General features: G+C 47.8%; 10 protein-coding genes. 4 read left to right on the top strand and 6 right to left on the bottom strand.

The window, feature by feature from the left end:
• The 3 genes from B5D42_RS07310 to B5D42_RS07300 form a co-directional block, all read left to right on the top strand.
• Positions 1-5,541 (top strand): Ig-like domain-containing protein (locus B5D42_RS07310; RefSeq protein WP_176112938.1); only part of this gene is annotated, 5,541 nt, incomplete at its 5' end.
• Positions 5,542-5,592: 51 nt separating this feature from the next.
• Positions 5,593-6,600: a PorP/SprF family type IX secretion system membrane protein gene (locus B5D42_RS07305; RefSeq protein ID WP_078830801.1), complete on the top strand. Its 1,008-nt coding sequence runs from the start codon at positions 5,593-5,595 to the stop codon at positions 6,598-6,600.
• 9 nt (positions 6,601-6,609) lie between these two features.
• Entirely contained in the window at positions 6,610-8,658 is a 2,049-nt protein-coding gene (locus B5D42_RS07300) for an OmpA family protein (protein WP_078830800.1), read from the top strand.
• A gap of 109 nt (positions 8,659-8,767) precedes the next feature.
• Here B5D42_RS07300 and B5D42_RS07295 read toward each other — a convergent pair whose 3' ends face one another.
• Positions 8,768-9,403 carry a response regulator transcription factor gene (locus tag B5D42_RS07295; protein WP_078830799.1) on the bottom strand — a complete coding sequence of 212 codons (636 nt, stop codon included), beginning with the start codon at positions 9,401-9,403 and terminating at the stop codon, positions 8,768-8,770.
• A gap of 179 nt (positions 9,404-9,582) precedes the next feature.
• On the opposite strand from B5D42_RS07295, the gene B5D42_RS07290 reads away from it, so the two are divergent.
• The gene (locus B5D42_RS07290; RefSeq protein ID WP_078830798.1) at positions 9,583-10,008 is read left to right on the top strand and encodes a hypothetical protein; all 426 of its coding nucleotides are present in this window, start codon (positions 9,583-9,585) and stop codon (positions 10,006-10,008) included.
• Between the two features lie 4 nt (positions 10,009-10,012).
• Here B5D42_RS07290 and B5D42_RS07285 read toward each other — a convergent pair whose 3' ends face one another.
• The 5 genes from B5D42_RS07285 to B5D42_RS07265 all read right to left on the bottom strand — a co-directional run bounded on the left by B5D42_RS07285 (position 10,013) and on the right by B5D42_RS07265 (position 15,645).
• Entirely contained in the window at positions 10,013-10,735 is a 723-nt protein-coding gene (locus B5D42_RS07285) for a LytR/AlgR family response regulator transcription factor (RefSeq protein WP_078830797.1), read from the bottom strand.
• Entirely contained in the window at positions 10,732-11,814 is a 1,083-nt protein-coding gene (locus tag B5D42_RS07280; RefSeq protein ID WP_139367032.1) for a sensor histidine kinase, read from the bottom strand. Before B5D42_RS07280 ends, B5D42_RS07285 begins: the two co-directional genes overlap by 4 nt.
• 97 nt (positions 11,815-11,911) lie before the next feature.
• Positions 11,912-14,305, bottom strand: coding sequence for a TonB-dependent receptor (locus B5D42_RS07275; protein ID WP_078830795.1), 2,394 nt, complete (start codon positions 14,303-14,305; stop codon positions 11,912-11,914).
• A gap of 120 nt (positions 14,306-14,425) precedes the next feature.
• Positions 14,426-14,869 (bottom strand): SMI1/KNR4 family protein, encoded by a 444-nt coding sequence (locus tag B5D42_RS07270; RefSeq protein ID WP_078830794.1) that lies wholly within the window; start codon positions 14,867-14,869, stop codon positions 14,426-14,428.
• Positions 14,870-14,880: 11 nt separating this feature from the next.
• Entirely contained in the window at positions 14,881-15,645 is a 765-nt protein-coding gene (locus tag B5D42_RS07265) for an HNH endonuclease signature motif containing protein (protein ID WP_176112937.1), read from the bottom strand.
• Between the last annotated feature and the right edge of the window lie 20 nt (positions 15,646-15,665).

The following is a 15,665-nucleotide window of genomic DNA, read 5'->3' as shown; positions in this document are numbered from 1 at the left end:
ACGAAGACCTACGGTACGCTGCATACGTTTGCGAACAGCACATCTGAAGTGACTGTGACCGGCGTAAGCACTCCGATCTTCGCACCGAACAACGCGATCAGCGCACTTGCACTGACCAGCACGGGAACACCAGCGAATGCGGCAGCAAGTGCAACACCTTACCCGATCGTGATCACCAACAACAGTGTTGTGATCAAAGACGCGAATGGTACAGGCGCTGATGTGACAGCCAACTATGATATTACATTAGTAGATGGCGGTCTGACCATTAACAAGGCCACGCTGACTTTCACTGCGAATAATGCAACCAAGGTTTACGGTGATACGTACACTTTTGCAACCGACGGAACCGCAACCACGATGACCGGTTCATTGGTAAATGGCAATACAATTTCTGTGAACCCTGTTGTAACCGCATCTAACAGCGGTGCAACAGCAGGAGCGCCAGTATCAGGTACTTATGCGACACAGATCACTACCAATAGTGTTACGATCATCGATCCGGCGAATAGTAACGCAGACGTGACCTCGAACTACGATATCACGCTGGTTCCTGGCACATTCACCATTACCAAACGCCAGATCACGGTTACAGCGAAAGATGTAACGAAGACCTACGGTACCCTGCATACGTTTGCGAATACCGCTTCAGAAGTAACGGTAACAGGCGTGAGCAGCCCTGCACTGGCGGCAACCAATGCGATCAGCGGTATTACGCTGACTAGCACTGGCGCACCAGCCAATGCGGCAGCAAGTGTAACACCATATCCGATCGTGATCACGAACAACAGCGTAGTGATCAAAGATGCGAATGGTACAGGCGCCGATGTGACAGCCAACTATGATATTACATTAGTAGATGGCGGCCTGACGATTAACAAAGCGGCGCTGACTTTCACTGCGAATAATGCAACCAAGGTTTACGGTGATACGTACACTTTTGCAACCGACGGAACTGCAACAACGATGACCGGTTCACTGGTGAACGGCAATACGATTTCTGTAAATCCTGTGGTAACCGCATCGAACAGCGGTGCAACAGCAGCGGCACCTGTATCAGGTACTTATGCTACACAGATTACTGCCAATAGTGTTACGATCATCGATCCTGTGAACAGCAATGCTGATGTGACCTCGAACTATAACATCACGCTGGTTCCGGGAACATTTACCATCACCAAACGCCAGATCACCGTTACAGCTAAGGATGTAACGAAGACCTACGGTACCCTGCATACATTTGCGAACAGCACATCAGAAGTGACTGTGACCGGCGTAAGCACCCCGATCTTCGCACCGAACAATGCGATCAGTGCCCTTGCACTGACCAGCACGGGAACTCCGGCAAATGCGGCAGCGAGCGCAACACCATACCCGATCATTGTTACGAACAACAGTGTTGTGATCAAAGACGCGAACGGTACAGGTGCTGATGTAACGGCTAACTATGACATCACGCTGGTGAATGGCGGGCTGACCATCAACAAAGCCGCCATCACGTTCAAAGCGAACGATGTAACCAAAACATATGGCGATGCCTATACATTCCCGACCGACGGAACGGCTACGGCTATCACAAGCGGCGGACTTGTAAACAGCAACACCATCGGCACAAACCCTGTAGTAACGAGCACCGGCGCTCCTGCGGCTGCGGTAGTTGGCGGCAGTCCTTATACAACAGTGATCACTCCGGGCAGCCTGGTGATCCTGGATCCTGCGAACAGCAACGCAGATGTGACTTCAAACTATGATATCACACTGGTTGATGGCGCGCTCACGATCAACAAACGCGCTGTTACCTTCAGGGCAAATGATGTGAGCAAGGCTTACGGCACAGTGAAAACCTTTGCAACAGACGGCACTGCAGTATCTGTAACTGCAGGAAGCATTGCAGCGGCTGATCTGCTGAAAGCGGCAACAGTAACCAGCACCACGGGATCTCCTGCAATGGCTACAGTGGCTGGAAACACTTACAGCATCGATATCACCAACGGAACCATCCGCATCGAAAACGCTTCGAACGTGGATGTAACTTCCAGCTATGATATCACACTGGCAAGCGGCGCGCTTACTGTAACAAAAGTTCCGCTGACGATTAAAGCGGCTGATAAATCGAAAGTATACGATGCACAGGTGTTCGGCGGTGGTTATTCCATCCTCTCTTACACCGGCTTTGTAAACGGTGAAAACGAAAACACTCCGGGTGTTCTCGGCGGCACCCTGGCTTACAGCGGAACATCACAGACAGCTGTTAATGCCGGTACTTATCCGATCACTCCGGGTGGACTGACAGCTGGTAACTATACCATCACATTCGAAGATGGAACACTTACCATCAGCAAACGCCCGATTTCGATCACGGCATACAGCACAACCAAGAAATATAACCATACCATTACACTGGCGTCTAACGTTACTGTAACGGCAGGAACACTGGTGCCGGGTGATGCGATCAGCGCATCTGTACTGACCAGTACCGGAACACCACAGGCCGCAGCACTCGGAACATACCCGATCGTGATCACGCCAGGTACACCGGTGATCAAAACAACACCGGGAGCAGATGTGACGTCTAACTACGACATTACGTATGTTGACGGAACCCTGACCGTTATCCCGAACGTAAACCCTGTTGCCAATAACGACAGCAAAGTAACCAGCGCCAACATTCCTGTAACCATCAATGTTCCGGGTAATGATACAGACGCAGATGGCGTGATCGACCCGACTACGGTAACGATCATTACACAACCTGCACACGGAATTGTAACCATCGATCCGGTAACAGGAGAAGTGAAATACACACCGAACCCTGGTTACTACGGAACCGATGTGTTCACATACACCATTAAAGATGATGATGGCGGCGTATCCAATGTGGCTACCGTGAACATCACCGTACTGTTAGGCCCTGCCGCACAGAACGATGCCGCAAGTACCAACCCGGCTACTCCTGTAACACTGGATATCCTGGGCAACGATGTGGTGGGCGATGCAGCACTGAACCCGGGTACAACAACCGTGGTAACACAACCTGCTCATGGAACCGTAACCATCGATCCGGCAACCGGTAAAGCAACCTATACGCCAAACCCTGGTTTCTATGGCGACGACAGCTTTACTTATACCGTGAAAGATGCAAACGGCGTGATCTCGAATGTGGCCACAGCAACCATACATGTATATAAACCACCGGTAGCAACCAACGACGCGGCTGTAACCAACCCGTCTACACCGGTAGTGATCGATATCCTTGCAAATGACGTGAAGGGCGACGGTAACCTGGTACCCAATACCGTTACCATCATCTCTCAGCCTGCACACGGTGTACTGAGCGTTGATCCTGCAACCGGCAAAGTGACCTATACTCCGAACAATGGCTATTATGGTCCGGATGTATTCACTTACACGGTGAAAGACCAGTATGGCAATGTAACGAACGTAGCAACGGTTAACATTACCGTGAACCAGCCACCGGTAGCAAACAACGATGTGGCAGCAACGATCCCGGACACTCCGGTAACCATCGATATCCTGGGTAATGATGCTATCGGATCTGCAGCACTTGTTCCGTCGACCGTAACCATTGTAACGCAGCCTGCACACGGTACGCTGAGCATTGACCCGGCAACCGGTAAAGTGAAATACACACCGAACCCGGGTTATTACGGACCGGACAACTTCACCTACACCGTGAAAGACGCCAACGGCGCGATCTCTAACGTGGCAACCGTAACCATTAACATCAGCCAGGGACCAACTGCAGTTAATGATGCGGCGATGACACCTCCGAATACACCGGTAACGATTAATATTCTCGGCAACGATCTGCAGGGAGCTGCAGCGCTTGCTCCTGGAACAGTAAGCATTGTTGCACAAACTGCGCACGGTACGCTGAGTGTTAACCCGACAACAGGAAGGGTTACGTATACGCCGAACCCGGGTTATTACGGACCGGATGTATTCACCTACACCGTGAAAGATGCCAACGGCGCGATCTCTAATGTGGCAACCGTGAATATCACCGTACCGAAACCGCCAACCGCTGTTAACGATAACGTGGTAGCGAACCCCGGAGTACCGGTAACCATCGATATCCTCGCGAACGACGTGAAGGGCGACGGTAATCTCGTACCATCAACGGTAACGGTTGTAACACCTCCGGCACACGGCACATTTACCATCGATCCTGCAACAGGTAAAGTGGTATACACACCGAACCCGGGTTACTTCGGACCGGATAGCTTTACCTATACTGTAGTAGATGCAAATGGCGCGATCTCGAATGTGGCAACGGTTAACATTTATGTGAACAAACCTCCGACCGCAACCAATGATGCAGCTAAAACAAGAATGAACGTTCCTGTAACGCTGGATATCCTTGCGAACGATGTGAAGGGCGACGGCAACCTGGTACCATCAACAGTAACCATTGTAACGCAACCGGCACATGGTACGCTGAGCATCGACCCTGCAACAGGTAAAGTGGTATATACACCGGCTAACGGCTACTACGGAACAGACAGCTTCACTTATACAGTGAAGGATGCGAACGGCAATATCTCGAACGTGGCAACGGCCAGCATTACCATCAACAGGCCACCGCTCGCAACCAATGATGCAGCAACTACGGAAACAGATGTTCCTGTAACCATTAACCTCATCGCCAACGATGCGGCATACGGAACAACACTGAACCCGGCTTCGATCGTGGTTGTGGCACAGCCTGCACACGGAACGGTAACGATCAGGCCTGACGGTACGGTTATCTATACGCCTGCACCGGGTTATGAAGGAACGGATGTATTCACTTACACCATACTGGATAACAACGGCGAGATTTCGAATGTGGCAACGGTTAACCTGACCATACTCACTGTTAAACCGGATCTGTACGTGACCAAACGTCTTGTAACAGTTGCGCCAAACGTGAAAGTTGGTAAGGAAGTAGAATATGAAATAGAAGTAACCAACCTCAGCAGGGCAACTGCGAACAACGTAGTTATAACTGATCCGTTACCTGGAAACCTGGGCGGTGCCAATGTAACAACAACGGTTCAGAAAGGAACGGCATCTTACGATAAGACCACCAAAACCATCACCTGGAAGATCCCGACACTCGCATTCAACGAGAAGTCAACGATGCGACTGAAAGTTCAGGTAACAAGCGGCGGCGATATCGTAAACACCGTTTCGGTTAAATCTGATGAAGTAGATGGTAACCCGGCCAATAACCTTGCCTCTGCAACGTACAGTGTGAGCGCAGATACCACAGTTAAGGACGACATCTTTATACCAAACGTTGTTACACCGAACGGCGATGGTAAGAACGACAAGTTCCTGATACTCGGTATCAACCGCTACCCGGGAACACAGCTGGTAATCTATAACAGATGGGGTAACATGGTATTCCATTCGAAAGATTATTCGAACAACTGGGATGGCTCCGGTCTGAACGAAGGAACCTACTTCTACATACTGACCGTTCCCAAACCGACCGGTACCAAAGTATATAACGGATGGGTACAGCTGATACGATAGTAACAGCCAAACAGATAACACCAATAAAAACCGAAAAAGAAAAAGGTGAACATGAATAAGATTATTAAAACGGGCGCACTGCTTTTAATGCTTGTGATGATGCTGGTTCCCGAAACAAAAGCCCAACAGGATGTACAGTTCAGTCAGTACATATTCAACCCGCTGGCGCTGAACCCTGCTTATGCCGGGTACCGTGGAGCCACTTATGTGAATGCGCTTTACAGAACGCAGTGGGCCAGTTTTCCCGGTGCACCTAAAACAGCAGCAGCCTCCGTGGAGTGGCTGGTGCCTAACCACGACGAAAGAGTGGCCTGGAGCGCAAGGGTTCTTTCCGACAAGATCGGACCTCAGCAGACTGTTTCGGTTTTTGGCGGCTATACCTATCGCATCCCGCTGAACAGGGAAGATACCCGTCGCCTCTGTATCGGAATCGGCGCTGGTGTTTCGCAGTACACCATGGATGGTAATGTATTCCAGTACGTGGATGCAAACGATCCGATGGTGCCTGTGGGAAGGGAAAGTAAAATGGTGCCGGACGCGAACTTCGGTATCTACTACTACACGCCCAAGTTCTATTTCAGCGTAGGCGGCAACAACATCCTTTCTTTCGATAAGGCGAATGTGAGTTATAACTGGCTCGGAAATAAATTCTACAGCATGGAAAAATCCATGCACATCTACGCCGGAACCGGTGTGATGATGAATATCTCCGACAATGTGAAATTCAAGCCATCCTTTCTCTGGAAAGAAGACTTCAAGGGCCCGAGCAACGTGGATCTGAACGCTTTCTTCCTGCTGAAAGACATCATCTGGCTGGGGGCTTCATACCGTACCGGTTTCAAGATCTGGAACAAGAGCAACCTGCAGAAAGACCTGGAACAAACGGATGCGTACTCCCTGATCACAGAGATCTATGCTACACCAAGACTCCGGATCGGGTATGCCTATGATATTACTACCAGCAAGCTGAATACGTACCAGAACGGAACACATGAACTTTCCCTGGGTATCACATTCTGGAACAAAGACAAAATGCAATTAAGTCCAAGGTATTTTTAAAATAACAGCATGAGCTTCAAAAAATACAGTCTTCTTTTTTTATTGATGCCGGCAGCATTCTCGCTCCGTGCACAGGAGCAACCAGACAGGCTTGATATCGCGGAAAGGCATTTCGCGAAAATGGAATATTCGTATGCCGCACCCATGTATGAAAAACTGGCCAACAGGCGAAAGCCCAAAGCCGATGTACTCTACAAACTGGCTTATTGCTACGATGAAATGCAGCAATACGATAAAGCGTTGACCTGGTACGATACCTACATAAAAAAAGATTCTGCCAAAGCAGCCCCTGCTGTACTGCGCAAAGCGGATATCCTGAAAATTCAGCAGCGGTATGCAGAGGCGAAAGCCATCTATAACGAATACCTGCTGCGTAAACCGGAAGACACAAAAAAAATCGCAATCCGCATCAACGGCTGCGATTCTGCAGTGAAATGGTTGCAGGAAAAAACAACGGCTACCGTTAAAAACGCGGCACAGCTCAATACGCCTTACTCCGACTGGGGCGCTACTTTTTACGGCAAAGAACTGGTATTCACATCTGAAGACCGGGATAAAAAAGTGCTCGACAGAAAAAGCCGTTCCGGCGAAAAAGAATACGGCTGGACAGGTAATCCCTTCCTGCGCTTATTCACTACCGTTCCGGGCTGGCAATCTGCCGATTCTGCGAATGTAAAAACAAGCTTCAGTTCCCTGATCAACGATCATAAGTACCATGTTGGACCAGCGGCCTTTTCCAAAAAGCTCGATACAGTTTACTTTACCATCACCAGCGAAAGCCGGCTGACGGAAACGGTTGAATATGTAAAAAGATCCAGGATGGCTAAATATAACCTGGCACTTTTCTACAGTGTGAAGAATGCAGAAGGCAAGTGGACGGAACTGAAACCATTTGCATACAATAATGTTTCCAAATATTCAGTAGGCCATGCCGCGCTGAATAACGACGGCTCCGTACTTTACTTTGCTTCTGATAGGCCGGGTGGCTATGGTAAAACGGATATCTGGTATTGTATAAAACAGGCAAACGGCGAATGGCAGGAACCACAGAACTGCGGTCCGCTGGTGAATACCGAAGAGGAAGAAGCTTTCCCGACCGTCGGAACATCAGGACAACTGTTCTTCTCCAGCAAAGGACTTGCGGGCATGGGTGGTTTCGACATTTTCGTAACCTCTGGTAATGGCGCTGTATGGCAGACGCCACAAAATCTAAAACCTCCTTTCAACTCACCGTATGATGATTTTTACCTGACATTGTCGGCAGACGGTTCCGGGTATCTTTCATCCAACCGCGCAGCAGGAAAGGGAAGCGACGATATCTATTCCTTCGCTGCATTCAGGCAGGTGCCGCCCCCGACACCTGTTCCTGATGCGGCAACACCTAAGGCCCTTGTTCTTAAAACCATCGTGATGAACGAGAAGGATAAGACAGTAATTCCTAACAGTGAGATCAGGTTAACGAACCTTGAACGCGGTGCAGACTGGGTAAAACAATCGGATGCGGCGGGTCAGAATAATTTTATTGTTGAAAAAAGCAAGCATTACACGGTTAAGGCAGAGCTGAAAGGATTCACATCCGGTATAACTGCCGTGGAAACACTGATGCCGCCGGCCAACGATACCATCACGGCCATTGTGTATATGAAACCACAGGAGCCTGCAGCGCCTGTACAGGAAGCTGTTCCGTTTAAAGTAGGCGACAAGTTTGTACTGGAAAACCTGCATTACGATTACGACAAACATAATATCAGGCCGGATGCAGCAGTGATCCTCGACAGGCTGGTAGCTACGCTGAACAAATATCCGGGTCTGCAGATCGAACTTTCGTCACATACAGACAGCCGCGGAAGCGACACCTACAACATGGCGCTTTCTGACCGCAGGGCAAAAGCAGCGGTAGAATACCTGGTGAAAAAAGGAATCAATGCAAACCGCCTGAAAGCGAAAGGCTATGGCGAAAGCATGCTGGTGAACGGATGTTCAAACGGTGTTCCATGTTCAGTAGCAGAGCACCAGGCGAACAGGAGAACGGAGGTAAAGATTTTGAAAATAGATTGATTGATAACAGACGGTACACTCAGGAGACGGGTCCAGGAATGAAGGCCAACCGGCGAACAACAGATCAACAGAAAAAAGATCCTGTGCTTGTCTCCTGAACTTTACCAGATCAGCTCTGGAAAAGACGGTACTTTTCGATGAGTTCCACAAGGTTACGTGTATTCATCTTTTCGAAGATGCGGTTTTTGTAAGTGCTGATGGTAGTAGTGTGAACATTCAGCATATTGGCGATCTCGGAAACACTTTTACCCTGCAGCATTAGTTGCAGCACATCGTTTTCGCGGTTCGACAGAAGACGCAGGGGGTTGGCTTCGCTGTTATGCCGGTTGAGCTTATCGGCGAGTAAAGATTCTTTAACAGAATCACTCACATATAACTGGCTGCTTAATACAGTTCTCAGTGCACGGCCGATCTCATCTGCAGCGGAATTCTTGATCAGGTAACCATCGGCACCTGCCTGCATATAACGGATTGCGAAAGTAGATTCTTCGTATGCGGTGAAAACGAGGATCTTGATGGAGGGTTGTTTCTGACGGATCTGGTCCAGCATCTGGATGCTGTTACCGCCGGGAAGATTGATATCCAGTATCAGAAGATGAAAATGCTCTTTTTCTACAAGGGAAAGCGCATCATTAAAATTGTCAACCTCAGTAATAACAGACCCGGGAACTTCCTCCCTTATGATCAGGGAAACTCCGTAGCGTACTATCGCATGGTCGTCTGCTATGAGAATTTTGCGCTCCACTGATGAACTTTGGGGGGTTAGGTTCTGTGCACACTAATAATGAACAGGACAAATATAGCGGTTAAATGTAATCAGCCAAAAACACCGGGAAAAGCACGGGTATCAAACGCCAATCTGCCAGAGCCGGAAGAAATTGCGTTATTTTGTCATAAGGCAATGACCATAACCCTTTCATCTGCATGAATACCAGTAAGAAAAGCGTGGATATTATCGGGAAAATTCTGGATGCGACTTATCGCCATAACCCTGATGCTCTTTTTGTTATGAGCCTGATGCACCAGTACGAAGAAAGAGGTAGTCTGAGTAAAAAGCAATTGGAGGGTTTGTTTCAGAAAGCACAGAAAGTAAAAGACATGCCCCCGTCCTGGCTGGCAACGCTGGACGCAACAATCAAGAAAATGCCTACACGTTATAAATCGGTTGCGGAAAAAACGATGCCGGTATTACCCGAAAACAAGGATGAAGAACTGGCCGATGCGATCCTTGCAAAATATCCCGGACACAAAAGAGTGCTTTTTTTCAAAAACAAATTACAGCATAACGATCCGCTCTCCCAGCCGGAGCAGGCCGAATTGTCCAGGTTTCACAAATTGTTACTGAAATAAGAGGTTATTTGAGCAGTTTGGGACCGATCAGCTCAAAGAAAGCAGCTTTATACGTATCACCCAGCAGAATTTCTGCATCTGTGCCGCGTAACAGGATCCTGTTTCCTTCAACAGCACTGATCTTGTTCAGGCAAACGATAAAAGAACGGTGAACACGCGCGAAATGTTTTTTCGGAAGCCGGTCTTCCAGGTCTTTCATGTTCAGCAGCGCCATTGTTTTCTGGTTATTGTGGTGGATGGCCACATAATTCTTCATGCCTTCCACATAGTCGATATCCCTGAAGTTGATCTTCAGTACTTTTCCCTTTGATTCTGTTTTAATGAAAATATAATCATCATCCAGGTCTTCCGCTGCTGCAGTTTCAGTACTTGGTTGTATCAGGTTGGCGGCGCGTTGCACTGCTTTCAGGAAGCGCGGCATGCTGACCGGTTTCAGCAAATAATCAACCGCTTCCAGTTCAAAACCTTCTGCGGCAAATTCGCTGTAAGCGGTTGTAAAAATGACCTTGCACTGATGATTGATCGCCTTGATAAAATCCAGCCCGGAAAGTTCGGGCATCTGTATGTCCAGGAATACGAGATCGATCTTGTGTTTATTCAGCAATTGCAGGGCTTCCAGCGGATTGGTAGAGGATGCGGTGAGCTCGAGAAAAGGAACTTTGCTGATATAATGCGTCAGTACATCAATCGCATGTTGTTCATCATCTACAACTAAACAGTGTATCATAACTGAAGAATAGTTAATTCCGTGGTGTAATGTGTTTCTGTATCTGTTACATCAAGCGTAAACTGTTTACCATAAGTAAGGGCAAGCCGTTTGCGGGTATTGTCCAGTCCCAGCCCGGTAGAAAGTTCTTTCGGACCTGTTTTCTTTTTATTGCGGCAATGGAAGGAGAGCGTTTTATCAGTAACACTCAGTTTGATCACAGCAGGATCGGAAGCATCTTTCAGCTCTCCGTGCTTCAGTACATTTTCCACGATGGTAATCAGCACAAAAGGGATGATGCGAAGCGGTTCCACAATACCGGCCACTTCAAAGTTTACCTGAAGTTTATCACTGAACCGCATCTGGTTGATTTTGATCACATTTCTCACATGCGCTATTTCATCGGACAACGGCACTTTTCCTTCCACATCTTCCGTATTGGTAAGCGAGTAACGCATGATCTCACTTAAAGTAAGAATACCATCGGACAATTCCTGCGAATAAGGCAGTGATTTGGCATAGAAGAAATTAAGTGTATTGTGCAGGAAATGCGGATTGATCTGTGCTTTCAGGAAATTATAATTGGCCTGCGTGTTTTTATTTTCAAGCAGCAGCGACTTGCGTTCCAGCAACTGGCGTTGTTTCTTTTCAATACGAAGGTTGTCGATATAAGCGATGAGCATACATAGTCCGCAGAGCAGCACACTGCTGAAAAAGAAAGAGAACAGGCTCAGTCCCCAGCCATATTTTTTCATCTTCTCGATCTGGTCGTCAGATACAAGTATAACGCTGAGATAATAATAAGTCAATGAGCACAGGACCAGCACGATCATAAACAGGATGTGGGTCCGCCATGGTTTTGCCGCGCGGAGGATCGTATGGTATGCATTCAATCCGTAATAGAAATAAAGGGTATGAAATACGAGTGAGGCGCCTGTCCGGATCAGATTCAGCGGCGAGCACAAATCTTTCAGCTTGGCCTGTTCCTTGGCACCAGGTATGTATAATATGGCTATGACAGCAAAGAGCGTCATAGCTATGTTGACGGCAAAAACCACCAGTGCAACCTTACGGAACGAATATCTTTTATGCTGGTTCAAGGTAATTGTTCTGTTTGATGATCTAAATTAACGACTCCAGCGCTAATAGCAAGAGGCTGCAGCAGAACCGCAGCCTCTTGTCTTGAATAATGGTTTATTAAGAACCTGCACCTACGCGGGTTTTTTCATCTTCATTGCTTGTTTTACGCACTTTGGCCGCTTTCACTTTGTTGTTGCCAAAACGGTAAGTGAATACCAGATTGGCAACACGGGTATCCGGTTTAACGGTGCTGCTCATGTTTACTCCGTTCGACATCACATCATTACGCGCACGCTGCGTATTGAAAATATCGGAAATGTTCAGCGCCAGCGTTCCTTTGGATTGCAGGATGTTCTTAGAAAAACCCGTATTCACAAAATAAAGCGATTTCTGTTGATATACACCCGATGCGATCGGAGACAGGTACATGATATTGACTTCCGCTTTGATCTTACCCGGCAGCAGCACGGTATTATTGCTGGATACAATAGCGGTCACTTTCGCATTCTGCTCGCTGCCGCCTGTTGTTGTATTGTAGCGGGCGTAAAAAGCACCTGCAGTAGTCACACTACTCCACCGGCCTTTGAAAAAGCTTTTCATGGAAGTGACTGTTCCGCTGAACACATCCGCGGTATTAAGGTTGCCATAAGAGCTGATCACAACTTTATTTACAGGATCCTGTCTGTATACAGGGCCAAGTACATTGTTGATCCTTGTATAGCTCAGCTTGGAAAATAATTTGTAATTATAACTGTGCGATAATTCGATGCTGTGCATGATCATCGGCTGGATATTCGGGTTACCCTGTGAATAAGCATACTGGTTCTGGTAAACTACGAACGGATTCACATAATCGAAACCAAAACGCTGAATGCTTTTACGGTAGCTGATGCCAAATTGTTGTTTCGTAGACTGCATATACATCAGCGAAAGGTTCGGGAACAGGTTGGTGTAATTGTTCTTGTTAACCTGGTTGAGTGTTACTGAAAAGCCTTCCGACTCTGTATGCTCTAAACGCAAACCCGCCTGCAGACTGAGTTTCTTGATGGTTTTGGCAAGGGTTACATAAGCTGCGCCGATATTTTCCCTGAAGATGAAATGATTGGTTTTACCCGCATCTGTCTTCCAGGTGTTGTTTTCCAGCTGCTGCCAGAGAACATCGTTATCTGTTTTCGTAAATGCCGTTTTTACACCAGCTTCCCATTTGCCGAAGCGGGATGTTTCTGAATAGTCTGCTGTAAAAGTGGTGATATTGTTATTGGCCGGTGAATTGTTCATCAGGATAAACGGAACCTGGTATTCTGTGCCGGTACCATCATAATAACGTGTATTGAAATCGTCAGACCATCTTTTGTTGTAGTTGAAATAATCTGCATTCAGTGATAATTCTTTTTTACCTGCAGAATCTAACGTGGTTTTGAAATATACGTTAACAGACGGGTTGAAGAACCTTGCTTTTCCGCTTGTACGAACCACAGAAGACGAATCAGGCAGACTGAGCTGATCGATAACAGCCCTGTTGGTCACATCCCTGTCCTGGTAATTGGTAAAACCCTTCACCAGGATACCCGCGCTGCTTCTTTTGCTGATATCGTAATCGAGGCCAAGCTTGTAAGCATGGTTATTCCTGTTGCGGATTTCCGTTTCTTCGGTTTCGATATGGCTGGAAGCGCTGAGAAAACGGGAAGAATTGATCTGTGATTTCTGTTTGATATGCATGTAGTCGTAACTGCCGTACACATTCACATTCCTGTTGCGGTAGTTCAGGCTCAGGCCGCTGTTACCACGCAGGTAATTGCCGATGCCCACACCCTGTGTGAAAGTTCCGTTTACGCCGAAATTCTGGTTTTTTGCGAGAATGATATTGATAATACTGGCACCCTGTGCATCATAACGTGCAGAAGGATTGCTCATCACTTCCACCTTACTGATACCGGCGGCCGGCATATTGGAAAGCATGGTCTTCAGCTGCTCGCCGGTAAGGTTGGCGGGGCGGCCATCGATGAGTACATTCACAGACTTACCGTTCAGGTTCAGGCTGTTGTTCTGCTCGGTTAAGCCCGGAGCTCTCAGGATCACATCGTATGCATTTCCGCCGGCAGCAATGGGGCTGTTGGCTACATTCAATGTCATTTTATCCGCGGCCATGGTAATAAACGGCTTCTGTGCGGTGGCCGATACGGTAACACCCTGCAGCTGCTTGTTCTCAAGCTGCATGGCAAGCGTCAGCGGGGTACCGGGCAGAATGCCGTTCTGCGTTAAGGTCTGGTAACCGGTATATTCAACTTTCAGGTTGTAACGGTTATCGGCCGCAACGCGGAAAGAGAAACGACCTTTGGTATCGGTGGTTGTTCTCAAAACCAGGGTTGAATCTTTAGCATTGGTAAGCTGAACAGAAGCGTTTGGTAAAGGAGCTTTGCTGAGCTGGTCAGATACGCTGCCGCTCAGTTGCTGAGCGCTTGCGCCTAAAAAGAAAAGCAAAGATGCGATGGCAGTTAGGATCAGGTTCATGATTGTAAGTTTGAGACACAAACCTATCACTACCCACCGCCAGCGGGAAAAACGATACACCAAAAGGCTGTTTGCAGGTATGAATTGACGAAAAGAAGGAAACGGATCGATAGAAACAGCTTATTCATCTGCAAAAAGCCCGTTGATAAAACTTTCAAAATCTTCAGCAACCCTGATAATAACCGGCTTTTCGGTATCAACGAGTACAATGGCCGGTGTTCTCGCGTTTTTCCTGAAATCAAAAGCGATCGGAAAACCTCCCGGATCTTCTGAAAACGGAACGATGCCGGCCGGCAATTGTTTATATGGAGTTGAGCCCAGCCGGTAACTCTCCTGTTCACTATTGTCAAGAGCAAAATGAAACAGCGGTCCCATAACGGTCATATTCTCCCTGCGGGAATCATTATAACGGAATAAACCTGCTTCAGGAACCATTCCCTGGTGGTTACGGAGCAGTTCAACATAGGCTTCGGGGAAATGCAGACCCAGCTGGGCTGCCCATGCATTGAATCCGGCTTCATCAAAGGCAGGCTGTGTTGCAAACAGGTATGCTGTCCATTTCATAGGTATTTAATTTAAGAGCCCCACTCTGCAAAACCACCTCTGTGGAAGAAGGCAGCATGCAGTTTGCGGGGAATCAGTTGCATAAGTCCGGTTTCTATCCGGTGATGCCAGGTATAACCGGTTGGAGGAAGGCCTCCTATCCCTTTATTGCCGGCAAGTTCGTTGGAGGCCTTGAAATGCAGGTATCGGCTTGCTTTCAGGCTGTTGTTCTTGAATATGCTGGAATTCCTGATGTCTACGGTTTCTGCAGCCAGGCCTGTTGACTCGAAACCTTTGGAATTATCAAGGCTTCCTTTTCCATCATTAAATAATTTGTAGGTAGTGCCATCAACCTTCCTTGTCTGGTAATCATTTCTTGGTATCTGTGGAGACCACTCGTTTTTGGGATCATATTCTTCATCCTCGCTCTCTTCTTCCATATCGCCATTCAAAAGATCTTCTTTGATCTTATCCAGACGTTCAACAACATCGGCAATATCAAAATCAGTATCGCTTTCAACAAAAGATTCTATCGCTTCCGTTAAACTATCCGGCTCAAATTTTTCAAGATCCCAGCCTTCAGCTGTTGCCAGGTGATCAACAACATCAGCTGCGGCCCAGTCACTGTTTACGGTGCGCTGAACCGGCTTATCGCTTTCCGGCAAACCGCCCGTGAACGAATGCTGCCGGAACACGGGAACAGCCGGCAGACTACTACCTCCGGTACCCTGCAACTGGTTCGCAATTCCCTGTATGGGAGCTGCATTTTGCCGCCCGTTGTTTTGCGCTTCTTTCATCGGAGCACCAATATACAAAA

Source organism: Sediminibacterium ginsengisoli (assembly GCF_900167075.1).
In the GTDB taxonomy this organism is placed as follows: Bacteria; Bacteroidota; Bacteroidia; order Chitinophagales; family Chitinophagaceae; genus Sediminibacterium; species Sediminibacterium ginsengisoli.
The sequence above is the reverse complement of the archived record's forward strand: the minus strand, read 5'-3'. Positions and strand labels throughout refer to the sequence as shown.

Coding starts and splice junctions, on each gene's coding strand:
- B5D42_RS07270 (WP_078830794.1), bottom strand. CDS start 14,869: ATGAAATGGACAGCATACCTGTTTGCAACACAGCCTGCCTTTGATGAA.
- B5D42_RS07305 (WP_078830801.1), top strand. CDS start 5,593: ATGAATAAGATTATTAAAACGGGCGCACTGCTTTTAATGCTTGTGATG.
- B5D42_RS07285 (WP_078830797.1), bottom strand. CDS start 10,735: ATGATACACTGTTTAGTTGTAGATGATGAACAACATGCGATTGATGTA.
- B5D42_RS07290 (WP_078830798.1), top strand. CDS start 9,583: ATGAATACCAGTAAGAAAAGCGTGGATATTATCGGGAAAATTCTGGAT.
- B5D42_RS07275 (WP_078830795.1), bottom strand. CDS start 14,305: ATGAACCTGATCCTAACTGCCATCGCATCTTTGCTTTTCTTTTTAGGC.
- B5D42_RS07265 (WP_176112937.1), bottom strand. CDS start 15,645: ATGAAAGAAGCGCAAAACAACGGGCGGCAAAATGCAGCTCCCATACAG.
- B5D42_RS07300 (WP_078830800.1), top strand. CDS start 6,610: ATGAGCTTCAAAAAATACAGTCTTCTTTTTTTATTGATGCCGGCAGCA.